Source organism: Yoonia sp., from assembly GCF_017854565.1.
Lineage (GTDB): Bacteria > Pseudomonadota > Alphaproteobacteria > Rhodobacterales > Rhodobacteraceae > Yoonia.
Genome location: NZ_JAFMHJ010000031.1, coordinates 15,027 through 41,108 on the forward strand (window position 1 = coordinate 15,027; position 26,082 = coordinate 41,108).

Below are 26,082 nucleotides of genomic sequence, written 5' to 3' on the forward strand. Positions count from 1 at the left end.
AGGCATATGACAAAAACACTTCTCTCATTCGGCCACGGCTACAGCGCCCGCGCCCTGTCCCGCATCCTGCTGCCGCAGGACTGGCGGATCATCGGCACCACAAGGTCCGATGACAAGGCCGCCCAGCTGATGAATCAGGGGATTGAGCCGCGGATTTGGCCCGGTGCCGATATGATCCCGGCGCTGAATGCCGCGACACATGTGTTGGTCTCTGCGGCGCCAGATGATGACGGCGACCCGGTGCTTGCCGCGTTGCACGATGAAATCGCGCAGCGGGCCGGGCAGTTTGAATGGGTCGGCTATCTGTCCACCACGGGTGTCTATGGCGACCATAATGGCGCATGGGTTGATGAAAGCACCCCCCTGTCCCCCACCACCAAACGCGGCCAGGCGCGCGTCAAGGCCGAGGCCGCATGGGCCGCAATCCCGGACCTGCCGCTCCAGATTTTCCGGCTGGCGGGCATCTATGGACCGGGGCGCGGCCCCTTTGCCAAAGTCCGCGAAGGCACCGCCCGCCGCATCATCAAACCCGGTCAGGTCTTTAGCCGCACACATGTTGCCGACATCGCCCGCGTCTTGGCCGCATCCATCCAACACCCAAATCCCGGCGCCGCATATAACGTCTGCGACGATGACCCCGCGCCACCCCAAGACGTCATCGCCTATGCCGCTGAACTGCTGGGGCTGCCGGTTCCCCCAGCCGAAGACTTCGGAACCGTCCAAATGTCAGCCATGGCACGCAGCTTTTATGCCGAAAGCAAAAAGGTCAGAAATGATCGGATCAAAGATGAATTGGGCGTGGACCTGCTCTATCCCGATTATCACAGCGGCCTCAAAGCGCTGCTCGCCCAAGAGATCGGCGCCTGACGGCCCACGTCAGTCCCGCAAACAAAAACAGCAAAACCACTGCCGTCGCGATATTGGTCGCATAAAAAATCGCCCGCTGCGGCAGCTCCAGATTATTCAGGAACGGATAGGGTAGCCCACTGGTCACCACCCCCACCGGGGTGGCGTTCATCGGTCCGACGACCAGTTCCGCCCAGACGACATAGGCCGTAATCACACCCACAAGCCACGCCAGCGCGGGCCCCAACCGCTGATAGCTGCGATGGATGAAAACCGTATCGACCCACTGCAACAGCGGACCGAACAGATGCAGATACAACTCCAGATGCCACGCCGCCAACTGCCCGTCCTGGGTCACCGACGTCGGGTCCGCGAAATACAGCCGCCAATACAGGAACACGACCATCGTATTGATCACCGCCGTCATGCACACAAACCCGTCCCAGCGGTGGTCACTGCGTCCTTCCATCAGGGCCATCATCCGACTGGCTGCGAAAAACGACGCGAACAGCGCCCAGATCGTCAGAAACCGGAACGGGCCGCCGAACGCGTCAAATCCGCCAAAAATCATCGTGCGCAGGCAATAGCCCGCAGCCAACAGGAACACGATCCAACGGTAAATCACGGTTGGGTTCAGTATCATGCCTTTTGCCGCCTTGTTGTTATCGACCAAACGCCACATATCACAGTCAGTTTAAGCAAAGGGAACCCATATGACACTTCGCCGGCAGACCGCGTCTTTTCTTGAACGGCCCAGTGTCACCAACTTTATTTTGGGTGTGATCATCTTCAATGCCGTCATTCTCGGGCTTGAAACCTCGGGGTCGGTCATGGCCCGCTTTGGCCCGCTGATCTATCTTCTGGATGCGCTTTGCCTCAGCATCTTTGTCCTTGAACTGGCAGCCAAGCTGTTCGCCCAAGGCCCCCGGTTCTTCCGGGGCGGCTGGAATATCTTTGATTTGGTGATTGTCGGCCTGTCGCTGGTGCCCGGAAACGGCGGGCTCTCGGTGTTGCGCGCCCTGCGCATACTGCGTGTGTTGCGCGTCATTTCCGTCGTTCCCTCGCTGCGCCGCGTCGTCGAGGGGTTTGTCACGGCGCTGCCCGGCATGGGGTCGGTATTCATTCTGATGGGCATCATTTTCTATATCGGTGCCGTCATGGCCACCAAACTGTTCGGGGCGTCCTTTCCGCAATGGTTCGGCACGCTTGGCCTGTCGGGCTATACCCTGTTTCAGATCATGACGCTGGAAAGCTGGTCAATGGGTATCGTCCGCCCGGTAATGCAGGTCTACCCCTTCGCGTGGCTGTTCTTCATTCCATTCATCATGGTCACGACCTTTGCGGTGGTAAACCTTCTGGTTGGTCTGATCGTGAACTCCATGCAGGATGCCCATGCCCAAGAGGGTAACGCCGCCACAGATGCCTACCGTGACGACGTTCTGGCCAAGTTGGAAGCGATAGAGCGTCGGCTGGATGCCACGGCCCCACCAGCCCGGAACCGCAAATCAGGCTGATTTCGCATCCAGCTTTGCCACGCCCAGCGCCTCAAGCACCTTTGCCTCAATCTGATCCGCATTCAGCCCGGCCACATCATACATCGCTTTCGGGCTTGCCTGATCAATAAAGATATCCGGCAACACCATCGACCGGAACTTCAGCCCGTGGTCAAACACGCCCTCGTCGGCCAGCAGTTGCGCCACATGTGATCCGAAACCACCCACGCAGCCTTCTTCGACGCAAATCAGCGCCTCATGCGTGGTTGCCAGTTTCAGGATCAGATCCCGGTCCAGCGGCTTGGCGAACCGCGCATCGGCGATCGTTGGCTTGATCCCGCGCGCCTCCAGCGCCTCGGACGCAACCATAACCTCTTGCAGGCGCGTCCCAAATGACAGGATCGCAACGCGCGACCCCTCGCGGATCATCCGGCCCTTCCCGATCTCCAGCAGCTCTGGCGTCTCGGGCATTTCCACCCCGACACCTTCGCCACGGGGAAACCGAAACGCAATCGGCCCGTCATCATACGCAGCAGCGGTCGCGACCATACGCACCAGTTCGGCCTCATCGGCGGCAGCCATCACGACAAATCCGGGCAAGTTCGCCAGAAACGCCACATCAAATGCCCCCGCATGGGTTGCGCCATCGGCGCCAACCAACCCCGCCCGATCAATCGCAAAGCGCACGGGCAACCGCTGGATCGCGACATCATGCACCACCTGATCGTAACCGCGCTGCAAGAACGTCGAATAAAGCGCACAAAACGGGCGCAATCCGCCCGCCGCCATGCCCGCGCTGAACGTCACCGCATGTTGTTCCGCAATGCCCACATCGAAACAGCGGCTGGCATAACGTTCCATGAACTTGTTCAGCCCGGTGCCATCCGGCATCGCCGCCGTCACCGCCACAATCCGTGGATCATCTGCGGCCAGCCTCAGCAACGTATCCGCAAACACAGATGTATAGGACGGTGCATTGCTCGGCGTCTTCTTTTGCTTGCCCGTCACCATGTCAAACTTGGCCGTCGCATGCCCCTTGTCGCTGGCCATCTCCGCCGGGGCATAGCCCTTGCCCTTCTTGGTGATAGCGTGGATCAAGATCGGCCCATCGGCGCGCGCCTTGACGGTCCGCAAAACCGACAGCAGCTGCTCCATGTCGTGACCGTCAATCGGCCCCAGATACGAAAACCCCAACTCCTCAAACAACGTCCCGCCGACCGTCATATGCTTCAGCATATCCTTGGCCCGCTTGGCCCCTTCCCGGAACGGCTCTGGCAACAGCGACATCGCACCCTTTGCGGCGGCCTTGAATTCTTGAAACGGCTCGCCCGCGTAAAGCCGCGACAGATACGAAGACATCGCACCCGTCGGCGGCGCAATCGACATCTCATTGTCGTTCAAAATCACGATCAACCGCTTGCCCAAATGCCCCGCATTGTTCATCGCCTCATACGCCATGCCCGCCGACATCGCGCCATCACCGATCACCGCAATTGCATCACCACCACCGCAGCCCAGATCACGTGCCACGGCAAACCCCAGCGCCGCCGAAATCGACGTGCTGGAGTGGGCCGCACCAAACGGATCATAGGGGCTTTCCGACCGCTTGGTAAAACCGCTCAGCCCGCCTTCCATGCGCAGGGTCCGAATACGGTCACGGCGCCCTGTCAAAATCTTGTGCGGGTAACACTGATGCGACACATCCCAAATGATCTTGTCCTTGGGCGCGTCAAACACCGCGTGCAGCGCGACAGTCAGCTCAACCACTCCCAGCCCGGCACCCAAATGACCGCCTGTCTCGGATACGGCCGCAATCGTCTCGGTCCGCAAATCATCTGCCAACCGCCGCAAATCCGCGTCGCTCATCGCCTTCATATCGTCCGGCGTGCGGACCCGATCCAAGGTGGGTGTCTTTGGCTGGTCAGTCATAACGACCCTTCTTTCAATACGTCCGCGAAATCACAAAACGGGCGGCGTCCTTCAACGTTTCTGCGTCGTCACCATAGGGGGATAACGCATCGCACGCCTCTTGTACCAGTTCCGCCGCGCGACTTTTCGCCCCATCAAGACCCAGCAAGGACACAAACGTCGCCTTCCCGGCAGCGGCATCTTTGCCAACGGCCTTGCCAACGGCGATGGCATCCCCTTCGACGTCCAGAACATCGTCCCATATCTGAAATGCAAGGCCCAGACAGTCACCATAGACATGCAACGGGCCGGTTTCAGCCTCGGCCATGCGCGGGCCAGCCATGGCGGACCAACTAATCAAAGCACCCGTCTTGCCGGCTTGCAGCGCGACAATCTGGTCCAGCGTCAGGGGAAACGCTGCGGTTTCAGCCGCGATATCCGCTGCCTGCCCGCCAACCATGCCCCGCACACCCGCCGCATGCGCAAGGGACAATGACAGATGTAAACGCGCCGCAACCGGGCACCCCGTTTGACCAATCAGGGCAAATGCGAACGATTGCAGTGCGTCACCAGCCAAAACGGCCGTTGCTTCATCCCATTTGACATGGACGGTGGGTTGCCCGCGCCGCAGGGCATCATCATCCATGCAGGGCAGATCATCATGCACCAGCGAATAGGCGTGCAAACACTCAATCGCCGCCGCTGCCGCCCCTGCCTTGTCGGCACCTACGCCATGCAGACGCGCTGTCTCAAGCACCAGAAAAGCACGCAGCGCCTTGCCCCCCGAAACCGCGTATCGCATCGCATCCGGGATCGGGCCAGTCAGACCAGCAAGACCGATCATGACATGGCCCTCGACAACCTCGACCGCTTGGCCAAGCGCCTGCGCCAAAGGCTTGCGCGCCATCTCAGTATTGTCCGTCACAATAAACTGGGAAAGCGGCTCAACCATCCAGTGGCTCTGTCCCCGTGGGCTGTCCACCTTCACCCAGCGTGATCTTCGCCACCTTTTCTTCGGCCTCTTTCAGCTTCGCTTCGCAGCGCGCCTTCAATGCCGCACCGCGCTCATAAAGCGCGATTGACTGGTCCAGCGCCACATCGCCACGCTCCAGCTGGCCGACAACGGCCTCCAGTTCCTTGATCGCCTCTTCGAAGCTCATCTTGTCCACGGGCTCACTCATCGGCCTCGTTCCTCCAATACCTTGACATGGGCAGCGGCACTCGCCCCCAGCGCCCCAAGGTCATATCCACCTTCCAACGCCGATACAACGCGCCCTTGGCAATGACGATCCGCCAGATCGCACAACCGCTGCGTGACCCAGGCAAAATCGTCCGTCTCCAACATCATCCCCGCCAATGGATCCGCCCGATGCGCATCAAACCCCGCCGAGATCAGCAAAAGCTGCGGCGCAAACGCATCGACGCGCGGCAAGACCACGCGCTCCATCACATCATGAAACACCGCAGAACCGGTGCCTTCGGGCAAAGGCACATTCAGCACATTCCCCACGCCGGTCTCATCTGCGGCACCCGTGCCGGGATACAGCGGTACCTGATGCGTCGAACAAAACAAAATCCTGGCGTCATCCTCGACCAGATCCTGCGTGCCATTGCCGTGATGCACGTCAAAATCCACGATCGCCACGCGCTCCAAACCATGATGATCCAGCGCATATTTCGCCGCGATCGCAACATTGCCAAAGAAACAGAACCCCATGGCCGTCTCGCGCTCGGCATGATGCCCCGGCGGGCGCACGGCGGCGAAGGCATTTGCCACCTCACCGCCCAGCACCATGTCCACAGCCCGGACAACACCGCCCGCAGCACGGTACGCCGCCTGCAATGTCCCCACCGACATATGCGTATCCGCATCCAACGACCGCCAGCCGCTCTGTGGCGCGGCCGCACGTATCGCATCGACATGGGCTTTGGGATGGGCGCGCAACAGATCGTCCTCAGCGGCCAACGGTGCCATGACCCGCAGCAGATCAATCGCCGCCAGCGCGCCCAAAACGGCATCCAAACGGGCCACCTGCTCAGGATGACCCGGCGGCGTCACATGATCCAGACACGCCGGATGTGAAATCAATGCAGTCGTCATAGCCCCACGGCCTCCCATCTACCCCAAAAGCGTCACCGCTTCTTCCAAGCATAAATATCCCCGCCGGAGGCAGACACAACACCCGGCACGCGCCCGACATCAATTCTGGCCCGCAACCCCCGCCACAGACGCCAGAATGGAATGCGCCGTCAGGCACGCAATCCGGTCACCCTATTCGGGGGCCAGCATATAACCCGCGCCACGCACCGTCTGCAGATACCGGGGCTGCTTGGGGTCCACTTCGATCTTGCGGCGCAGCCGCGTGATCTGAACATCGACCGCACGCTCCTGCGTTTGCTCACCCGACCGGCTCAATTCCTCGACCAGACGGCCACGGGTCACAGGTTCGCCCGGACAGCCGGAAAAAATCCGCATCAACTGGCTCTCGGTGGCTGTCAAACGCACCATCTGATTGCCCTGCCACATCTCGCCCCGCTCAATATCATAGCGGACCGGCCCCATATTCAACACCTTGGGCAAGATAACGGCAGGTTCGGCCGCTGGCACCCGGCGCAAGATCGCATTGATCCGCAACAGCAATTCCTTGGGTTCAAACGGCTTGGCCAGATAATCATCGGCGCCCGCCTCAAGCCCGGTAATCCGGTCATCGGTTTCGGCTTTGGCGGTCAGCAACATGATCGGCGTCGTGATCGTCCTGCGCAGATCACGGCACAGGCTCATGCCATCTTCGCCCGGCATCATCACGTCCAACACGATCAAATCGAACTCCAGACCCGCCAGAATACGGCGGGCATGGGCGGCATCCCGCGCCGTGCTGACCAAAAACCCGCTCCGCATCAAGAATTTCTGCAGCAAACCGCGAATACGCTCATCATCGTCGACAATCAGCAGGTGAGCGTCATCAGCTTTCATTCCGGTCTATCCTTCATCGCCTCATAATGGTGGCGCGTTTCTTCATCCATCATCGCTTCAAGCACTTGCCGAAAACCGGCGACGGCGGTTGGCCCGGCCGCGCGATAGGCGCTGCGCATCCGGTCACGCTGCGCATCCGACAATTCACGCTCCAATATTGCCCCTGCAGGGGTCAAGTGCAGATGACGCTCGCGCTTGTCTTTCTTGCCCACCGTGCTAGCGACCAAACCGTCTTCGATCAAGGTGCGCAAGACGCGGTTCAACGATTGCTTGGTGACGCCAAGAATCGCAAGCAGGTTGTTCACCGTCGTGCCGGGACTGCGATGTATAAAGTGAATTGCACGGTGATGCGCGCGCCCATACGATTTATCCGCAAGAATGCGATCTGGATCAGCCGTAAACCCACGATAGGCGAAAAACATCGCCTCGATTCCCTTGCGCAGCTGTTCGTCCGTCAGAAACAGCAGGCTCTGCCCCATCTGGGGTTGTAACCCTTCGGCCATGCGGTTCTCCCTTATTCTCGCCTGACAATACGTCAGCTTTATTGACATTCCAAGTTTCAACTGGTAGCGAAGCCCACAAAGTACGCAACATTATGTCCGAAGCGGACATAATGACGTAATAAATGCAAATATGACGGAGACTGGCGATGGTTGGTGCTTATGACGACAGGGACGGCAAAATCTGGGTGGACGGCCAATTGGTCGATTGGCGCAGCGCGAATGTGCACATTCTGACCCACGCCATGCATTATGCCTCGTCGGTGTTCGAAGGCGAACGCTGCTACAACGGCAAGATTTTCAAATCGCGCGACCACTCCGAACGCCTCATCCGCTCTGGCCAACTGATCGACTTTGACATCCCCTACACCGTGGATGAAATCGAAGCCGCCAAGACCGCCGCGCTCGCGGCCAACGGACTCAAGGATGCCTATGTGCGCGCCCTCGCATGGCGCGGGGCCGGGCAGGACATGGGTGTCGCCGCCGCGCGCAATCCTGTGCACCTTGCCGTCGCGGTCTGGGAATGGGGAAACTATTACGGCGACGCGAAAACCAAGGGCGCCAAGCTTGATATCGCGAAATGGAAACGTCCGTCGCCCGAAACCGCACCCTCCCAGGCCAAGGCTGCCGGGCTTTACATGATCGCCACCATGTCCAAACACGCCGCCGAAGCGAAAGGGTGTTCTGACGCGATGATGTTCGACTATCGCGGCTACGTCGCCGAGGCGACGGGGGCCAACATCTTCTTCGTCAAAGACGGAGAGGTGCACACACCCAAGGCCGATGCGTTCCTGAACGGTCTGACCCGGCAAACGGTCATTGGCATGCTGCAAGACAAGGGTATCAAGGTGCATGAACGGGTAATCATGCCCGAGGAACTTGAAGGTTTCCAGCAATGCTGGCTCACCGGGACCGCCGCCGAAGTGACCCCCGTCGGGCAGATTGGCGACTATAATTTCGACGTCGGTGCGATGACACAGGACATTTCCGCCGCATACGAACGGCTGGTCCGCGCCTAACGGTCCGCCTGCGCAATGGCCTGGCGGATTGCATCAAGCTCCGCCAGCGTCCGCTGCTCCTCTTGCTGCAAGAACGCTTTGTCCTGCTCAAGTTTGCGCTGCGTATCAAGCCCCATCAGCTTTTCCCGCGTCTCTGGGATCGCCTGTAATTTTTCGAACACGACTTTAATGAACCGTGTCTTTTGTGAAATACTGACAGGCTCGGATGTGAAGTTGTGTAATGCCACCGTCAGCTTGCCACAATACAGCGGCGCCACGAGCGGTCCGTGCGATACATTGACCCCACAGGTGATCAAATCCACCGTTGGGCCAATACGGCCCACGATATCCACCGGCATGCGGAAATGTTCGCGCGAATGGACATATGCCGTTTCACCGGGCTGAATTGTCAGCAACTCATCATCTTGCAGCCTGCGTGGCACGCTGGTCTTGGGTGGGCCGCTCCAAACGCCGCCGATGTGGGTGTCGTACCCTGTCGCCTTCATATCGCTACTGTTGAACGGCTCGATCACCAGCGTATCATCGGTATAGGCGTCTTCCTCGACATCCTTCCAGCGCTCAATGATACCAACGACTTGGTAATCAACAAGAATTCCCGCCTTAACAACCGGCTCTACGGCATAGCCCAGCGCGCGCAAATAATAGGGCGCAGGTCGTGCCGCACGTTGCTTTTCCGCGGACTTCAGCTCTGACCAAAACGTCTCCGGCGTTCCCAGCACTTGGGAAATTCTCGCGGATGTCAGGTCATCTACGGATTTGGTCCGCCCCGAAATCAGGTGCGACACAGCGCTTTCTGTCTTGCCAAGCGCCGTCGCGATATCTTGATGATGGATGCCCTTTTTATCAAGAACAGTCCTTAGCACTTCACCAAATACGTCCACGGCGCCCTCCTGCATTCCCAGATGCCTTACACATCAGTGGCACAGGACAGGCTCAGACGCAAATCAAAGTGTACTAATATCTTCCGATATTACTATTTTACGTAATTACAACGTAATACTTTACACCACACCCCGAACTGTGCTTTGTATGTATCAGGCACATGAAAAGGGAGAACATGCCAAAAACATCGCTGCCTGATGGCCCCGACAAAAGCCCGCACATCACAATCGTCTACGGCGATCAATGGATCAACAAACCCAGACCACAAAGGCTCGCAGACCCAACAAAAACCAACGAGGAAGGGATTTCTGCCCATCTCTATCGCTGGTTACTGAAAAGGATCAAAATACTATTTTCCGTAGCATGCGAATGAGGGGGGTAATCTCCCCCTCATTCTTTAAGTCAGGGCGGCACATGATTTTACGTAGTCTCACGGTAACACTTTACCGTCTCATACCATCGACCCGCGCGCGATCCGCAGAAATTGCACCGTGCGCCGCGCGTCCGACAACTGGCGACGCCGCCGTTGCAGCATCACGCTCGCGGCACGTGGCAACGCAGCACGCCTGATAGCGATGACGCGGCGCAACATTTCATTCGACACCGCTGTCGGTCTGTCCAAAACATGTCTTCTCATCATTTCCTCCGATCTGAATAGATATAATAGCATAAATCAAAGAGATCCGCAGCATCCCCGCGATCCCGCCCACACAATGCCACAAACACGCGGTCTAATTACCCCGGAACGCTTTGTTCTGCCGCAGATCGCGATGATCCCAGCCTTGTCATTGGCAAAGGGGTCGCGCGTCTGTGGCTGTGCCGTACCCGATAACCAGTAAATAAACAGTAAATAAACAGATGCCCAAGACCACGCCACTCAGCATAGCACAGGCAGGCGATCGTCTTGCAGATGCCCAAACAGCCCTGCAGCGCGCCCTCAAGACCGCGCCGCAAGACCTGTGGCTTGACACTATTCGCCGGACCACGCCGGGCCGCCATGATGAATTGATTTTCTGGATGCTGAACCGGACCGAATGTGATTTCGCCGTCGCCGTCCATGCGTTTTACCAGACGAACCCGGCGCACCACCTTGATAACCCTGTCCCGCTGCCGATGCATCCGACTGCCTCGGATATCTTTTCGCTCGTCCTTTTGAACTGGGACAAGGGGTATTTTCGCACTCACACCCTGTCTGTCGAAAGTCAGGATGCCGAACCGCGCAGCATCGCGTGCATGAATCAAAAAGTGATGGCGCGGCCTCGCGGGTCACTCCCGTTCACAATCCCCGCCAAATTCCTCAAACCGCAGGGCGGCACGCCGGTTGACCTGCCACCGCATCTTTCCCCTGACAACGCGGCACATCTTTGGCCGCTTTACGCCGCACTGGGCCTGCGGGTCCCTGCGGTCCCACCGGGATTGTCCCGCCGAATGGCCCGCGCAAAAGGTGTGTTCGACAAAATCGGATTCGGCAGCCAACGGTCCTAGCCGCCAATATTGCCGGTCGCCTTACGCTGCTGTGCGCGCTGCAGCCCCAGTTGCCGTTCCCGCCAGATGATCAGCACGCCAGCAGAAATCACAATGCCCGCGCCGATCAACATGGTGCGCGTCGGCACCTCATCAAATACGAAATACCCAATCGTCAGCGCAAGGATCATTGACGTGTAATCAAACGGCGCCACCAGCGACGCGTCGGCAAACCGATAGCTCGACGTCAGGAAAATCTGCCCGATCCCGCCCAACAGGCCCGCCACCACCAACAGCCCGGCAATCGGCCACGACGGGGCAACCCAGCCCCACGGCACCGTGAACAGCGACAGCACCGATGATGTCACCGTGAACCAGAACACAATCGCCGCAGTGCCTTCCGTCGCCACCAGTTTGCGCACGAACACCTGCGCCAGCGCCGCCAGAACGGCCCCCATCAGGACCACGATCGCGCCCAATGTTTCGGCGCTGTTTAACGATGCGCCCACCGACAGCCGGGGCGACAGCACGATCAGCACGCCAACCATGCCCAGCCCCACCGCCGACAAACGAAACGCGCGCACGTCCTCGTTCAAGAACATCGCGGCAAAGATCACGACCAGCAGCGGCGCGGCGTAGCCAATCGCGGTGACTTCGGGCAATGGCAACAGGCCCAGCCCGGTAAACCCCAGCCCCATCGCCGATGTTCCCACCAGCCCGCGCCAGAAATGGCCAATCGGGTTTTTGGTTTTCCAGCCATGGCGCAGCTCGCCCCGGATCGCCAGCCAGCCCAGAATGATCGGCAGGGCAAAGAACGCCCGAAAGAAAACTGCCTGCCCCGGCGGCACGTCTGCCGACGCCGCTTTGATCAGGCTCGCCATGGCCATGAACATGCAAACAGACAGGACTTTGAACAAGATTCCACGCAGCGGCTGCATATTAGTCCCCTTTTAACGCAACGTAGGTCACACTAGTAACACAATGAAGCCTTTTTCGCTTGCTAACTGACAGCGTTAAGATATCCGATACTACGTAAAAATAAGAAGCAGTGCATGCAGACAGATACACAGACGCCGTCAAACATGTCACCTCGCGATTGGGTGCAAGTTCTGGCAAAATACCGCGAGCCAAGCAGTCTCCGCAGCAGCTTTGAATTGGGCGTCAGCCTGATTCCATTTATTGTGTTGTGGGTCGTGGCCTGCTGGGTCGCGCCACACAGCTACGTGGGCGCCCTGCTCATCTCGGCCCTGAACGGCTTATTCCTTCTGCGATTATTCTGTATACAGCATGATTGCGGGCACGGTTCGTTCTTTGGCAACCGCACGGTCAGCGACTGGGTCGGTCGCGCGCTCGGCGTTGTGACGCTCACACCATATGACGTATGGCGGCGCACACATTCGCTGCACCACAGCCATGCGGGCGACCTTGATCAGCGCGGCATCGGCGATGTGATGACCCTCACCGTCGAAGAATACCACCAGCGCACCGCCTTTGGCCGCTTCCTGTACCGCGCCTATCGACATCCGCTGGTGATGTTCGGACTCGGCCCGACCTATCTTTTCTTCCTGCAAAACCGCTTGCCGCTTGGCCTGATGACACAGGGCCGCAAATATTGGATCAGCGCGATGGGCACGAACGCCGCAATCGCTGCAATCCTTGGCACCATCGTGTATTTCGGCGGCCTTCAGGCGCTGTTTCTTGTCTTCCTTCCGACCACTCTGATTGCCGCATCCGTCGGCGTCTGGCTGTTCTACGTGCAGCACCAATTTGAAACGACCCACTGGGACCAGGCCGCCGATTGGCAACTCCACGAGGCGGCATTGCATGGCAGCTCGCACTACGACCTGCCGCCGATCCTGCGCTGGTTCACCGCCAATATCGGTATCCACCACATCCACCACCTGTACAGCCGCATCCCGTTCTATCGGCTGACAGAGGTGCTGCGCGACCATCAGGAACTGGTGGAATGCAGCCGCATGACGGTCCTCCAAAGCCTCAAATGCGCGAGCCTGGACCTCTGGGATGAAAAAAGCCGCCGCCTGGTGTCGTTCGCCGCCGCCCGCCGCGCAGCCTAAACCACAGATCGCAGACGCTGCACCGCCCAGCGGCCAGCGTCTGCCACCGCAGGATCCGGATCGTCCACCAGTCGCGCAACGGCAGGCAACAATGCCGGATCGCCAGAATTACCAATCGCATAAGCCACATTACGCACAAAGCGGTCACGCCCGATCCGCTTGATCGGCGACCCTGAAAACTGCGCCCGAAACCCTGCGTCATCCAATGCAGCCAGCGCAGCCAAAGGCGGCGCCAACAAATCCGCGCGCGCGGCATAACGGGCATCGCGGCCTGCGACGGCAAATTTATTCCACGGACAAACCGCCAGGCAATCATCACAACCATAGATGCGATTGCCCATCAGCGCCCGCAAATCCTCGTCTACGGGCCCTTTGTGTTCAATCGTCAGGTAGGAAATACAGCGACGCGCATCCAATCGGTACGGCGCTGGAAACGCATCCGTCGGACAAACATCCAAACATGCGGTACAAGATCCGCAATGGCTGACCTCAGCCGTATCCGGGGCAAGCTCAACAGTCGTGAAAATCGCCCCCAGAAAAAACCAGGATCCCAAATCCCGGCCCAGCAAATTCGTATGCTTGCCCTGCCACCCCAGACCCGCCGCCTGCGCCAACGGCTTTTCCATCACCGGCGCGGTATCGACGAAAACCTTGATCTCCGCCCCCGGCACCTGATCAATCAGCCACCGCCCTACGACCTTGAGGCGTTTCTTGACGACATCATGATAATCGCGGCCCTGCGCATAAACGCTAATCGCCGCGCGGTCCGGACGCGCCAAAACAGCCAGTGGATCATGCTCTGGCGTGTATGGCTCGGCCAACATGATCACCGACCGGGCCTCGGGCCACAATGCCGCCGGATCACCACGCCACGCCATCCTGTCAGCCATCCACGCCATCTGGCCATGCATCCCCGCATCCACAAACGCCGACAATCGTTCGGCCATCTGCGGCACCGCATCCGGCCGACAAACCCCCACCTTCGCAAAGCCCGCCTCTTGCGCAAAGGCCACCAAACGCCCCTTCATGCTTCTTCCAAGCATAAATATCCCGGGGGGGTCCCGCAGGGACGGGGGCAGCGCCCCCTAAAAGTCCAAGTCAGCATAGTGCGCAGCAGGCTGAAACCCCGGCACCTCATCCGCCAGCAACGACCGGAACGCCGGGCGCGACTTGATCTTGGCATACCAATCCTTGACGACCTCATGTCGGTTCCAATCCACATCACTGGTATAATCCAGACAGGACAGATGCGCCGCAGCCGCAAAATCGGCGATCGTCATCTCATTGCCGGCCAGCCATCGACGCTGCTCCAGCAGAAATGCCAAATAATCCAGATGGTATTTCACCGCCTTGGCACCCGACTTGACGTTGGCACTGTCCGGATATCCGGTGCCCATCACCTTGCGATATACCCGTTCGCCTATCAATTTCTTGGTGACATCATGATAGAATTTGTCGTCAAACCACCCCACCAATCTGCGCACCTCGTAACGGCCTTCGGCATCACGCGGGAACAGCGGCGGCGTTGGAAAACTTTCATCAAGATATTCGCAGATTGCCGTACTTTCGGACATCGTGCGCCCTGCCATCCGCAGAACCGGGATTTTGCCCGCCGGATTGCGCCGCAGAAAATCCGCATCCTGCTCCCAGTACCGCTCTTCGACCAGCACCACCTCAATCTTCTTTTCAGCCAGGCACAGGCGCACTTTGCGCGAAAATGGGGACAACGGATAATGATACAGCGTATTCATCACAGACTCGCAACTGGGGTTTACCCTTCAATGCAGCAAGGGACGGGGCGGATCAATGGGGTCAACCGTTTTCAAAACAATCCGCGCGCCCATCCGCTGCAATCGTCGCGGCCCCACTGATGATGGCGCGGGTGCGTTCGCGCACAAACGGACTGGGGTTCGCGGCTGATCTGTCTTTTGGCGCGGGCAGGATCGCGGCCAGCCGGGCCGCCTGCGTTGCCGTCAAGTCAGCGGCATCCACACCGAAATAATGACGTGCGGCGGCCTGCACGCCAAACACACCCTCGTCAAATTCAGCCACATTCAGGTAAAGCTCCAAGATCCGGCGCTTGCTCCACATGGCCTCGGCCAGCGGGGTCCATAGCGCCTCGACCGCTTTGCGCAGCCAACTGCGGCCATGCCAAAGATAGACGTTTTTCACGACTTGCTGGCTAATGGTGGACGCGCCACCGCGCCCACGATCAACTGCGGCGCGTATCGCCTTTACGTCCAGACCCCAGTGCAGGCAGAAATTCGCGTCCTCGGCAGCGACCGCCGACCGGGCCATGACAGGGGCGATCTGCGCCATCGGCACCCAGTCCTGCTTGACCCCGCCCAGGCGGCGCCCTTCGGCAAACATATACGGCGTCGTTGGTGGATTGATCACCGCATATAGCAGCGTAGCCAGCAGGAAAAACCCACATACAGCCGCAAACCCCCAAAAAAAGACCCGACGCACGAAATGCGCCGTCCTGTCGATCAGGTTCGGCGGCTTTTTCGTGTGGGTCTTTTTCGGTTCTGCCGTCTTTGCGGACTGTTTTTTCGCCGACTGCGTTCTTGGTGTGCTCTGCTCTGCCATCGCCCACATAAGCCACGCACACGCCGGACGGGTCAAGCGCCACAATAACCCCCGCGCGCAATTTGCGCGGGGGCGTTGCGATTACTCCGCAGGAATTGCGGCTTCTTCAACGGTCAGCGGGTGCTTGATGTGGATCAGCATCTCTTTTGGACAAACCTGCAGGAAATACCCCTTTTCCGCATCCCAATGCTGCAAGATATCAGCGGCCTTGCGGCTGCCGGTTTCTGCCGCATGACGTTCGATCAGCGCTTTCAGCTGATCTTCCCAATGGGCGACAGTCACAGGACACGTCACCAGACTTTCCATGTTGATCAGCTCGCCGGCCTTGCCTTTGGGATCGTACAAATACGCCATGCCGCCGGTCATACCGGCACCAAAGTTGGCACCAATGGTCCCCAGAATGACAGCGACGCCGCCGGTCATGTATTCACACCCGTTGGTCCCGCAGCCCTCGATCACGACATGCGCACCCGAATTGCGCACAGCAAACCGTTCACCCGCACGGCCCGCCGCGAACAGATAGCCCGCCGTCGCGCCATACAGCACGGTATTGCCGATGATCGTATTTTCAGACGCCACCAGCGGGCTGACCATCGGTGGCCGCACCACGATCGTGCCCCCCGACAGACCTTTCCCGACATAGTCATTGGCATCGCCCGACACTTCCAGCTTTAGCCCCGGTGCTGCAAAAGCCCCCAGCGATTGCCCGGCGGACCCGCGCAGCTTGACCGTCAAATGATCGGGCTGCAGATTGTTGCGCATCCCGAATTTCTGCACGATATGGCTTGATGTCCGCGTCCCGATAGTGCGCAACGTGTTCTGCACCGCGTAGTCCAGCTGCATCTTCTCGCCATCATTAAGAAAACGGGCCGCGTCCTGCACGATCTGCGCATCCAGCGTATCGTCCACGACATTGCGCGGACGGTTGCGATCATACCGGATCTTATGCGCGCCATCGACCGTGATCAGCAGCGGGTTCAGGTCCAGATCATCCAAATGCGCAGAGCCACGCGACACCTGCGTCAGCAAATCCGCGCGGCCAATCACATCATCCAAAGACCGCGCGCCGATCGACGCAAGGATTTCGCGCACTTCAGTGGCATAGAACGTGATCAGGTTAACGACCTTTTCGGCGTTGCCGGTGAACTTCTCGCGCAGCGCTTCGTCTTGGGTACACACGCCGACCGGGCATGTGTTCGACTGGCACTGACGCACCATGATACAGCCCATCGCGATCAGCGCGGCCGTGCCAATGCCATACTCCTCGGCACCCATCATCGCGGCCATGACAATGTCGCGCCCCGTGCGCAAACCGCCATCGGTGCGCAGGGTAATCCGTTCGCGCAGGTTGTTCATCGCCAACACCTGATGCGCTTCGGTCAGGCCCATCTCCCATGGCAGGCCCGCATATTTGATGCTGGTTGCCGGGCTGGCACCCGTCCCGCCGTTATGGCCCGAAATCAGGATCACGTCGGCCTTGGCCTTGGCCACACCGGCGGCAATCGTGCCCACACCGCTTGACGCAACCAACTTGACCGTCACCTTACAGCGCGGGTTGATCTGCTTGAGATCATAGATCAGCTGCGCCAAATCCTCGATCGAATAGATGTCGTGGTGCGGCGGCGGTGAAATCAGCGTCACACCTTTGGTGGAATGGCGCAGACGGGCAATCAGATCGGTGACCTTCATGCCGGGCAACTGTCCGCCCTCACCGGGCTTGGCGCCTTGGGCGACCTTGATCTCAAGCTCTTCACAGGCGTTCAGGTATTCCGCCGTCACACCGAACCGGCCCGACGCGACCTGCTTGATCTTCGCGGACGGATTATCACCGTTCGGCTCTGGCAGGAAATGCGCGGGGTCTTCACCGCCCTCGCCACTGTCGGATTTGGCGCCGATCCGGTTCATCGCCACGTTCAGCGTCTTATGCGCCTCGGGCGATAGCGCACCCAGCGACATGCCGGGCGTCACGAAACGCTTGCGGATCGCGGTGATGCTTTCCACCTCTTCAATCGGAACAGCCTTGCCCAGCGACTTGATCGCCAGCAAATCGCGCAGATGGATCGGCGGGTTCGCCTGCATTGATTTGGAGTATTGCTGCCACATGGGATAGGACGCCTTGTTGCAGGCCGCCTGCAACATATGCATCGTCTGCGCTTCCCATGCGTGCTTTTCACCCGACTGGCGCGCCTTGTAGAAACCACCAATCGGCAGCACATCAGTGGCGCCTTTCCAGCCGCGTGCGTGGACCTCTTCCAGCTTGGTTTGAATCCCGTTGGTGCCGATCCCGGAAATACGGCTGTGCATACCGGGGAAATACTCGGCCACCATGGCACGGCTTAGCCCGACCGCTTCAAAATTCAGGCCGCCGCGATACGACGACAAGACCGAAATCCCCATCTTTGACATGATCTTGAGAAGACCGGCATCAATCGCCGCGCGATACCGATGCATCGCTTCGGTCAGCGTGCCGTCAATCAGGCCACGCCGGAGACGGTCCGCAATCGAATCCTGCGCCAGATAGGCGTTGACCGTGGTCGCACCGCAGCCGATCAGCACCGCAAAGTAATGCGGATCAATACACTCTGCCGACCGGACATTGACCGAACAGAACGTCCGCAGCCCCTTGGCGGTCAGCCCCGAATGCACCGCAGACGTGGCAAGGATCATCGGCATCGGCACCCGGTCTTCGGACTGGTGTTGATCCGTCAGCACCAGATGGCCCGCACCGGAGCGCACGGCATCTTCGGCCTCATCGCGGATGCGCTGCAATCCGGTGTTCAGCGCCCCGCGCCCCGGCGCAAAGGTGCAGTCGATAAACGCAACGCTGTCGCCGAACTGGCGCACCATCTCGTCAAACTCGGCATTGCCGACAAACGGGCTTTGCAGCACCAGAATTTCGGTCTGCGACGAATCCTCGTCCAGCACGTTCTTCAGGTTGCCAAACCGCGTCTTCAGCGACATCACCCGGCTTTCGCGCAAGCTGTCGATCGGCGGGTTCGTGACCTGGCTAAAGTTTTGCCGAAAGAAATGCGACAGCGGGCGATACTTGGTGGACAGTACCGCCGACGGCGTATCGTCCCCCATAGACGCGATCATTTCCTTGCCGTCCTCGGCCATCGGCGCCAGTACCTGCTCCAGCTCTTCGATCGTATATCCGGCGGCCACCTGCCGCTTGCGCAGCTCGGTGGCTTCGAAAATCGCCTTTTCAGGCACGTCGCGCATAAGATCGTTCAGATCGACAACCTTTTCGACCCAATCGCCAAACGGCTGCGCCGCGGCCAGCTTATCTTTCAACTCGGTGTCGCGGTACAAACGCCCTTCTTGCATGTCCACGGCAATCATCTGGCCGGGGCCAAGCGCGCCCTTTTCAACCACGGTCGCCTCATCCACCGGCACCATGCCCACCTCGGACCCGGCCACCAGCAGGCCATCACCCGTCACAACATACCGCAGCGGGCGCAAACCATTCCGGTCCAAACCACCGCAGACCCAACGGCCATCCGTCATGGCAAGCGCGGCAGGCCCATCCCAAGGTTCCATCACCGCATTGCAGTAACCGTACATGTCCTGCCAGGCTTGCGGCATCTCCACGGCTTGCTGTGACCACGCCTCGGGGACCAGCATTGTCTTGGCCATCGGGGCGTTACGGCCCGCACGCACAAGCACTTCGAACACGGAATCCAGCGCGCTGGAATCCGATGCACCCGACGGGATGATCGGCTTGATATCCTCGGCCCTGTCGCCAAACGCCGACGATGCCATGCGGATTTCATGGGACCGCATCCAGTTCATGTTGCCCTTCAGCGTGTTGATCTCGCCGTTATGGGCCAGCATGCGGAACGGCTGTGCCAGCGACCACTGCGGGAATGTGTTGGTCGAATACCGCTGGTGATAGATCGCAAAGGCGCTCTCGAACCGGGCATCCATCAGATCGGGATAGAAAACCGCGACCTGCTCGGCCAGCATCATGCCTTTGTAAATGACCGACCGACAGGACAGCGAACAGATGTAAACGCCGGCAATATGGGCCGCTGCGGCCGCTTTTTCGATCCGGCGGCGAATGATGTACAGCTCGCGCTCGAACTGCTCCTCATCCATGTCCTTTTCGCAGCGGATCAGGATCTGCTCGATCTCGGGCCGCGTCGCGTTGGCCTTGTCACCCAGTACTTCGGTGTTCACCGGCACATGCCGCCACCCATAGATATAGTGACCCATCCGCAGCACTTCGGATTCCACAATCGTCCGGCAGCGTTCCTGTGCGCCAAAATCGGTGCGCGGCAAAAACACCTGCCCGACGGCAATCAACTTGTCCTCATGCGGCTCGTGGCCCGTGCGGCGGATCTGGTCATAAAAGAACGGGACCGGGATCTGCACATGTATGCCCGCGCCATCGCCGGTCTTACCGTCCGCATCCACGGCACCGCGGTGCCAGACAGCCTTGAGGGCGTTAATCGCCTTGGCCACCACATCGCGCGACGGCGTGCCATCAATCGCCACCACAAGGCCGACACCACACGACGCATGTTCATCATCTTCGCGGTACATGCCGTTTTCGGCCATCCATTTGCGTTTCGCCTGCTCTGCCGCGACCCAAGTTTCGTCATAGGTTGTCATTGGAATTCTCCTCAAAGATATCGGCAGATGAAATCGCAACACCGCAGCCATGCTTTGGCCGCGTGCTCAGGAACCCCGGCTCACCGGGAAAGATAAACTCGACAGGGCTGTCGTTTTTGTCGAAAATGCCGTTCGGCGTGGTCACCGTGCCCGTACCCGACAGAAACATCCGCCAATCGCGGCTGATGAATTCGTTGCCCTGCGACTGCCACAGCACCGTTCCCGCCGGATCAAAGGCGGTGATCTCATAGGCGGTCTCGTGCAGGGTCACGTCATCAATCGTAATTTGACGCCCGGTCAGCGTGTCCTGCCCGACATAATGGGTCGTACCTATCTCGTCCGAAAGCGTTTCGAAATCATATGGGTCGACACCGTCCCTGATCAGGTCGCTCAGCGACGCAGGCTCTGCGGGGTTGGGGGATAAACGCTCGGAATGACCGCTCAGCGCATGGAAACTCGCGATCCACTGGGCTTCTGCGTCAATCTCACCGGCATAGGTCATGCCCTGCTCATCAAGACTGACACGGCGCTGATGGCCTGCGGGGTCTGCGGCGCAGATGAAATGATGCTCCACCATGCAACTGGCGGTTTGCACCGTCAAATATGCGTCACACCCCGCCGGCAAACTGAATGTCGCGGGGCTGTCCTGGGCCGCAGCAGGTGCTGCAAGGCATATCAATGCAATGGCGTATTTCACTGAAAATACCCCGATTCGATCACATTACATTCGAACTTCGGCTGATCCACGAAAAAGCCGGGCTCACCGGGATAGATAAACTCGACCGGGGACATATCGGTGATGTTGTCAGGCGTCGCCGCATCCCAGCTTTCGCCGAAAAAGAACAGACGGTGCGCAGGGCTCACAAATTGACGACCGTTGCCCGCGTCAATCTCGTTGCCTTCACCGTCCAGCGTGCGGCCCTGATATTCAGTATTCAGCAGCGGCTCGCCGTCAATAACCGTCGTCTCACCCGTCAGCATGTCAAACCCGACATTGCGGCGCAGCCCGTCTTCGGCTTCCAGCGTGAAATCCCAGGTATCAATCTGATTGGCCAATAGTTCGGTCAGCGAAGACGGATCAGGCGCGGGGGTCTGCAATACTTCGTTGCCGGACACCTTATAGGATTCCATCCACTGAAATTCGTCGTCGACCCGCTGCACGCTGAACAGGCCCGACTGGCCAATCAGGGCAATCCACTGGTCACCGGGATTATCGGCCTCGCAGGTCCAGACATTGACCATCACACAGCCCTTTTGCTGCACTGTCAGCGTGCCGGTGCAGCCCTCGGGCGCGGCAAAACCCTGCTGTGCGGCAACCGGGGCGGCCACGGCAAGCGCGGCAAGGATCATCAAAGGCTTCATCATATCTTAACCCTTCAGGTCAGCGTCATTGACGTAATGCTTTGCACCCGTACGTGCGGCGTATGTACAGGTGCTGTACGCGATCTTGCTACTCGGCAGCGACAGTCGCCGCCTGCCCAATATACTCTAGAATTGCCGTCGCCGCATCACGCCCATCCCGGATGGCCCAAACGACAAGCGACGCACCGCGCACAATATCACCGGCGGCGTAGACCCCCTCAAGGCTGGTCGCGCCACTGCCAAAATCAGCCTTCACCGTACCCCAGCGCGTCACCTCAAGACCTTCGACACCCCAAAGCGTCGGCAGGTCCTCGGGTTCAAAGCCAAGCGCCTTGATCACCAGATCAGCGCCTTCAACATAGTCGGACCCGGCAATCACCTCGGGCGTCTGGCGGCCTGTGGCGTCCGGTGCGCCAAGACGCATTTTCTGCACCTTCACGCCCGTCACCGCATCGCCATCAAAGCCAACCGGCGCTGATAGCCAGAGAAATTCAACGCCCTCTTCCTCGGCGTTCTGCACCTCGCGCTGCGATCCGGGCATGTTGGCACGGTCGCGGCGGTACAGACATTTCACGCTTTCGGCGCCCTGCCGGATCGCGGTACGGACGCAATCCATCGCTGTATCACCGCCACCAATGACCACAACACGTTTGGCCGCCGCGTTCAGTTCGCCACTGTCGAACTCGGGCACATCGTCGCCAAAACTCTTGCGATTGCTCGCCGTCAGGTAATCAATCGCATTCACGATCCCCTCGGCCCCGGAATCAGGCAAGTCCCTTGTTTTATAGACGCCCGTGGCGATCAAAACCGCGTCATGCTTGCCACGGATGGCATCAAACGACAGGTCCTCGCCGACATTGCAGTTCATCACAAATTCAACGCCACCATCCTCAAGCTGCGCCATCCGCTGCATGACAATGTCTTTTTCCAGCTTGAAACCGGGGATGCCATAGGTCAGCAATCCACCGCCACGATCATAGCGGTCGTAGACCGTGACCTGCACGCCCTGACGGCGCAGCATATCAGCCGCAGCCAGCCCGCCGGGACCGGCACCGATAATTCCAACGCTTTCGGGGCGCTCTGCATAGGGGCGGATCGGCTTGACCCAACCCTCCGCGAACGCGGTATCCGTGATGTATTTCTCGACCGCGCCGATCGTAACAGTGCCATGCCCGGACTGTTCAATGACGCAGTTCCCTTCACACAGGCGGTCCTGCGGGCAGATGCGGCCACAAATTTCGGGGAACGTATTGGTCGCCTGCGAAAGCTCATAGGCTTCTTCCAGCCGCCCCTCTGCGGTCAGGCGCAGCCAGTCCGGAATGTTGTTATGCAACGGGCAATGTGTCTGGCAGTAGGGGACGCCACACTGCGAACACCGGCTTGATTGCTCGGCCGCCTTCTCGCGGGCGTACTCTGCATAAATCTCATCAAAGTCGTGCTTGCGTAGATTAGGCGGACGCTTCTCCGGCATATCCCGGTCCACCGTCGTGAACTTCAACATCTTTTGACCAGCCATGCCACATTCTCCCGAATTCCAGAGCGAGACGCCTTGTAAAACGCTTCGCGCAAAAAGAAAAGGCAGCTATGCTGACATATATTGTAGAATTATACGGGTTCACGCGGGCTGTTGGTGGGAATTCGCCGCATAATAGGTCCGATTTGCGACCTATATCATCTCTTCCCCCTACATCCTAACGGGTTAGGGTACGGCAACCGAATCACAGAACCGGACACCATGACCGTCTTCAACCTCCTTCTGGTCGCCTTGATCCAGGGTATCACCGAATTTCTGCCAATTTCTTCGTCCGGACACCTCATCCTGTTGCCCGCGCTGACGGGGCTTGCCGATCAGGGCCAGATCATCGACGTCGCCGCCCATCTCGGCACACTATCAGCGGTGATCGTGTATTTTTGGCCGGACGTCCGGCTTGCGCTGTGGGGCACCCTGCGCTTGCTACGCGGCAAGATCGACACACAGGGCGCATGGCTCGCTTTCTGCCTGCTGATCGCAACGATTCCGGTGATCGTCCTCGGGCTAATCCTGAAAATAACCGGCCTCAGCGACGCCATGCGCGGCATCGCTGTGATCGGCTGGACAATGATCATTTTCGGCATTGTCCTTTATTGGGCCGACCAGACCGGTGCCCACCAGAAAACTGCCGAAAAATGGAGCCTGAAAGACGCTGCAAAAATGGGCCTCTGGCAGGCCGTCGCCCTGATCCCCGGCACATCCCGCTCTGGCATCACCATCACCGCAGCCCGGACGTTGGGTTACAACCGGACCGACGCCGCACGCCTGTCGATGCTCATGTCGATCCCGACAATCATTGCCTCGGCAACCCTGTTGGGTCTGGACGTCATCGGCACGGCAGATGCATCCGCGCTGCGTGATATCGGCATTGTGATGGCCATGTCATTCGCAGCGGCTTTACTGGCGCTGACACTGATGATGCGCCTGTTGCGCGCCGTCAGCTATACCCCATACGTGGTGTATCGCCTCGGCCTTGGCACTGTGCTGCTTTGGATCGCCTACACCTAAACCTTAAGGTTTTTCGCAGATTCCTTGATCGCGTCATACTGACCCGAAGGCCGAAACCGCCACAGATAGTCCGCCAATACCGCATCCATCGCCGTCGGGCGAATACCCAACGCAGCAAATCCTTGGGCGCCATCAGCGACCACATTGTCCACGGCCAGATTTAGCACCTGATCCTGCGTCACAGGTCCCTTGACCAAGCCCAGCGTCACCGTCCGCAAAACGCCAAACCCCGATGCCATCACCCGCGCCATCCAGAATGGAATGTTGATGATCAAACGACGGCGCCGAACAATCCCCAGCATTTTCTGCATCAACGCGCGGAAGCTATCCACATCGGGACCGCCCAGTTCGTAAACACCACCCTTAGCCTGACCCAACACGCCCTTCACAGCGGCAGCCGCAACATCATCCACATAAACCGGCTGAAACAGCGTGTCCGCGCCCACCACAGGCAAAACCGGGCCAAAGCGGGTCATGCCCGCAAAGCGGTTAAAGAACTGGTCTTCGGGGCCGAATATGATCGACGGCCGCAGGATCATGGCATCCGGCATATGGGCCAGCACGCCCGCCTCGCCAGCGGCTTTCGTGCGGGCATACGTGCTTTTGGACCCAGCATCGGCACCAATCGCCGAGATGTGAACCATGCGGGTAATACCCATCGCTGCGGCCACCCGCGCGATCCGCGCAGCACCTTCGGCTTGCACAGCGGCAAATGTATTCTTGCCAACCTCGTCCAACACACCAACACAGTTCACCACGGCATCTGCGCCCTGCGTCACCGCCGCGACACTTGCGTCATCGCGAATATTGCAGAAGACGGGTTCAACCTGCCCCACGGCACCATAAGGGCGGACGAACATCGCTTCATTGGTGTTGCGCACCGCAACACGGACGCGCCAACCCTCTTTGGCCATGCGGCGGGCGACATAACGCCCGACAAAACCGGATCCGCCGAAAATGGTGACAAGCTTTGACATGACTGGGCCTCTTTACACGTTTGGCCCCGTTTACCCGGCCCCCCAACGTCAGACAAGGCGCAATCCTATGGTTTTGGACTCCGGGCCCATTCATTGTCACTTTTCGATGTCGAATCGCGTTGACAGTCCCGCACAGCAGCCTTACATCGCCCCTCACCACACCTGCCCAGGTGGCGGAATGGTAGACGCGCTAGCTTCAGGTGCTAGTATTGGCAACGATGTGGAGGTTCGAGTCCTCTCCTGGGCACCATATATCTGTAAAAAATATATTTCGAACAGATGCTTAAGCGCAGCGGCAGCCCCGCATTCCCCAATTATTACCCAATTTCAATCCGGCTCTAGAACGCCGCGTTGAGACTATTGCAAACACATGTGCTTCAGGGTGACCAGAACTTCCTCAATCGGGGATTTCAAAAAAGGTCTGGCTGATAACTGCAGGAAGTAGGCGAACAGAAGCGGGTAGGTCCGCCGATGTAACCCTCTATACAGTCGTCCATCTCAGTTTGACGGACGTACCAAAAATGTCCCGAGTTTCACACCCGACTGCTGGCGCATCGATCCCTATCTTGATTGAGAGAACAGACAGTTCTCGGCCAACATGAAAGGACAATCCGATGGGCCGCTACAACAATAACGATCACAGCCAACACGAAAATGACAACCGTTCAGACCAGATGAACCCAAACAACGACACTTATTGGTCGGACCGTGGTCATGATGACCGACCGGAAGACTGGGAAGATCGCTCAGACGACGATTGAAGCTGAGACAGTGTTAATTTCCATGCAGAAGTGAGCCAGGTAAGCAGATAATTTCCACTGAGAACTGAGCCATGTGACC

At 59.0% G+C, this 26,082-nt stretch carries 25 protein-coding genes and 1 tRNA gene; 8 read left to right on the forward strand and 18 right to left on the reverse strand.

Annotated features, from left to right (window positions below):
- Positions 1-6 precede the first annotated feature (6 nt).
- On the forward strand, positions 7-867 hold the full coding sequence (locus QZ196_RS12475; protein WP_296426870.1) for an SDR family oxidoreductase: 861 nt from the start codon (positions 7-9) through the stop codon (positions 865-867).
- Here QZ196_RS12475 and QZ196_RS12480 read toward each other — a convergent pair.
- The gene (locus QZ196_RS12480; RefSeq protein ID WP_296426871.1) at positions 833-1,489 is read right to left on the reverse strand and encodes a hypothetical protein; all 657 of its coding nucleotides are present in this window, start codon (positions 1,487-1,489) and stop codon (positions 833-835) included. The genes QZ196_RS12475 and QZ196_RS12480 overlap by 35 nt on opposite strands.
- Positions 1,490-1,559: 70 nt before the next feature.
- Between QZ196_RS12480 and QZ196_RS12485 the strand changes: the two genes are divergently transcribed.
- Positions 1,560-2,360: an ion transporter gene (locus QZ196_RS12485; protein ID WP_296426872.1), complete on the forward strand. Its 801-nt coding sequence runs from the start codon at positions 1,560-1,562 to the stop codon at positions 2,358-2,360.
- On the opposite strand, the gene dxs is transcribed toward QZ196_RS12485, so the two are convergent.
- The 6 genes from dxs to QZ196_RS12515 all read right to left on the reverse strand — a co-directional run bounded on the left by dxs (position 2,352) and on the right by QZ196_RS12515 (position 7,724).
- On the reverse strand, positions 2,352-4,268 hold the full coding sequence (dxs, locus tag QZ196_RS12490; protein ID WP_296426874.1) for a 1-deoxy-D-xylulose-5-phosphate synthase: 1,917 nt from the start codon (positions 4,266-4,268) through the stop codon (positions 2,352-2,354). The genes QZ196_RS12485 and dxs overlap by 9 nt on opposite strands.
- 13 nt (positions 4,269-4,281) lie before the next feature.
- A complete protein-coding gene (locus tag QZ196_RS12495; protein WP_296426876.1) occupies positions 4,282-5,199 on the reverse strand; it encodes a polyprenyl synthetase family protein in 918 nt (305 codons plus the stop codon).
- Complete coding sequence (locus QZ196_RS12500; protein ID WP_296426878.1) at positions 5,192-5,428, reverse strand: exodeoxyribonuclease VII small subunit; 237 nt, start codon at positions 5,426-5,428, stop codon at positions 5,192-5,194. The genes QZ196_RS12495 and QZ196_RS12500 overlap by 8 nt, the downstream gene beginning before the upstream one ends.
- Positions 5,425-6,348 carry a histone deacetylase family protein gene (locus QZ196_RS12505; protein ID WP_296426879.1) on the reverse strand — a complete coding sequence of 308 codons (924 nt, stop codon included), beginning with the start codon at positions 6,346-6,348 and terminating at the stop codon, positions 5,425-5,427. The genes QZ196_RS12500 and QZ196_RS12505 overlap by 4 nt, the downstream gene beginning before the upstream one ends.
- A 171-nt stretch (positions 6,349-6,519) precedes the next feature.
- Positions 6,520-7,221, reverse strand: a complete 702-nt coding sequence (locus QZ196_RS12510; protein WP_296426881.1) for a response regulator — start codon at positions 7,219-7,221, stop codon at positions 6,520-6,522.
- Positions 7,218-7,724 (reverse strand): MarR family transcriptional regulator, encoded by a 507-nt coding sequence (locus QZ196_RS12515; protein ID WP_296426883.1) that lies wholly within the window; start codon positions 7,722-7,724, stop codon positions 7,218-7,220. The genes QZ196_RS12510 and QZ196_RS12515 overlap by 4 nt, the downstream gene beginning before the upstream one ends.
- 146 nt (positions 7,725-7,870) lie before the next feature.
- On the opposite strand from QZ196_RS12515, the gene QZ196_RS12520 reads away from it, so the two are divergent.
- On the forward strand, positions 7,871-8,740 hold the full coding sequence (locus QZ196_RS12520) for a branched-chain amino acid aminotransferase (RefSeq protein ID WP_296426886.1): 870 nt from the start codon (positions 7,871-7,873) through the stop codon (positions 8,738-8,740).
- On the opposite strand, the gene QZ196_RS12525 is transcribed toward QZ196_RS12520, so the two are convergent.
- Both QZ196_RS12525 and QZ196_RS12530 read right to left on the reverse strand, forming a co-directional pair.
- Positions 8,737-9,621, reverse strand: a complete 885-nt coding sequence (locus tag QZ196_RS12525; RefSeq protein ID WP_296426888.1) for a helix-turn-helix domain-containing protein — start codon at positions 9,619-9,621, stop codon at positions 8,737-8,739. The two genes, QZ196_RS12520 and QZ196_RS12525, sit on opposite strands and share 4 nt — an antisense overlap.
- Before the next feature lie 452 nt (positions 9,622-10,073).
- Positions 10,074-10,259, reverse strand: coding sequence for a hypothetical protein (locus tag QZ196_RS12530; RefSeq protein ID WP_296426891.1), 186 nt, complete (start codon positions 10,257-10,259; stop codon positions 10,074-10,076).
- Between the two features lie 221 nt (positions 10,260-10,480).
- Between QZ196_RS12530 and QZ196_RS12535 the strand changes: the two genes are divergently transcribed.
- Complete coding sequence (locus QZ196_RS12535; protein WP_296426894.1) at positions 10,481-11,107, forward strand: hypothetical protein; 627 nt, start codon at positions 10,481-10,483, stop codon at positions 11,105-11,107.
- On the opposite strand, the gene QZ196_RS12540 is transcribed toward QZ196_RS12535, so the two are convergent.
- Complete coding sequence (locus QZ196_RS12540) at positions 11,104-12,024, reverse strand: DMT family transporter (protein ID WP_296426896.1); 921 nt, start codon at positions 12,022-12,024, stop codon at positions 11,104-11,106. The two genes, QZ196_RS12535 and QZ196_RS12540, sit on opposite strands and share 4 nt — an antisense overlap.
- A gap of 144 nt (positions 12,025-12,168) precedes the next feature.
- Between QZ196_RS12540 and QZ196_RS12545 the strand changes: the two genes are divergently transcribed.
- Complete coding sequence (locus QZ196_RS12545; RefSeq protein ID WP_296426898.1) at positions 12,169-13,161, forward strand: fatty acid desaturase; 993 nt, start codon at positions 12,169-12,171, stop codon at positions 13,159-13,161.
- Here the strand turns inward: QZ196_RS12545 and queG are convergent.
- The 7 genes from queG to QZ196_RS12580 all read right to left on the reverse strand — a co-directional run bounded on the left by queG (position 13,158) and on the right by QZ196_RS12580 (position 23,242).
- Positions 13,158-14,189, reverse strand: a complete 1,032-nt coding sequence (gene queG, locus QZ196_RS12550) for a tRNA epoxyqueuosine(34) reductase QueG (protein ID WP_296426917.1) — start codon at positions 14,187-14,189, stop codon at positions 13,158-13,160. The two genes, QZ196_RS12545 and queG, sit on opposite strands and share 4 nt — an antisense overlap.
- A gap of 57 nt (positions 14,190-14,246) precedes the next feature.
- Positions 14,247-14,912, reverse strand: a complete 666-nt coding sequence (locus QZ196_RS12555) for a glutathione S-transferase family protein (RefSeq protein WP_296426919.1) — start codon at positions 14,910-14,912, stop codon at positions 14,247-14,249.
- 61 nt (positions 14,913-14,973) lie between these two features.
- Positions 14,974-15,750 carry a monofunctional biosynthetic peptidoglycan transglycosylase gene (gene mtgA, locus QZ196_RS12560; RefSeq protein ID WP_296426900.1) on the reverse strand — a complete coding sequence of 259 codons (777 nt, stop codon included), beginning with the start codon at positions 15,748-15,750 and terminating at the stop codon, positions 14,974-14,976.
- A gap of 81 nt (positions 15,751-15,831) precedes the next feature.
- Entirely contained in the window at positions 15,832-20,364 is a 4,533-nt protein-coding gene (gene gltB / locus QZ196_RS12565) for a glutamate synthase large subunit (protein ID WP_296426902.1), read from the reverse strand.
- Positions 20,351-21,061: a hypothetical protein gene (locus QZ196_RS12570; RefSeq protein ID WP_296426904.1), complete on the reverse strand. Its 711-nt coding sequence runs from the start codon at positions 21,059-21,061 to the stop codon at positions 20,351-20,353. Before QZ196_RS12570 ends, gltB begins: the two co-directional genes overlap by 14 nt.
- Complete coding sequence (locus QZ196_RS12575; protein ID WP_296426906.1) at positions 21,058-21,729, reverse strand: hypothetical protein; 672 nt, start codon at positions 21,727-21,729, stop codon at positions 21,058-21,060. The genes QZ196_RS12570 and QZ196_RS12575 overlap by 4 nt, the downstream gene beginning before the upstream one ends.
- Positions 21,730-21,814: 85 nt before the next feature.
- Positions 21,815-23,242: an NAD(P)-dependent oxidoreductase gene (locus QZ196_RS12580; RefSeq protein ID WP_296426908.1), complete on the reverse strand. Its 1,428-nt coding sequence runs from the start codon at positions 23,240-23,242 to the stop codon at positions 21,815-21,817.
- A 219-nt stretch (positions 23,243-23,461) separates the two neighbouring features.
- Between QZ196_RS12580 and QZ196_RS12585 the strand changes: the two genes are divergently transcribed.
- On the forward strand, positions 23,462-24,265 hold the full coding sequence (locus QZ196_RS12585; RefSeq protein WP_296426910.1) for an undecaprenyl-diphosphate phosphatase: 804 nt from the start codon (positions 23,462-23,464) through the stop codon (positions 24,263-24,265).
- On the opposite strand, the gene QZ196_RS12590 is transcribed toward QZ196_RS12585, so the two are convergent.
- Positions 24,262-25,242 carry a complex I NDUFA9 subunit family protein gene (locus tag QZ196_RS12590; RefSeq protein WP_296426912.1) on the reverse strand — a complete coding sequence of 327 codons (981 nt, stop codon included), beginning with the start codon at positions 25,240-25,242 and terminating at the stop codon, positions 24,262-24,264. The two genes, QZ196_RS12585 and QZ196_RS12590, sit on opposite strands and share 4 nt — an antisense overlap.
- 164 nt (positions 25,243-25,406) lie before the next feature.
- Between QZ196_RS12590 and QZ196_RS12595 the strand changes: the two genes are divergently transcribed.
- Positions 25,407-25,492, forward strand: a tRNA-Leu gene (locus tag QZ196_RS12595).
- 364 nt (positions 25,493-25,856) lie between these two features.
- Entirely contained in the window at positions 25,857-26,003 is a 147-nt protein-coding gene (locus QZ196_RS12600) for a hypothetical protein (RefSeq protein WP_296426914.1), read from the forward strand.
- The last annotated feature ends 79 nt before the right edge of the window (positions 26,004-26,082 follow it).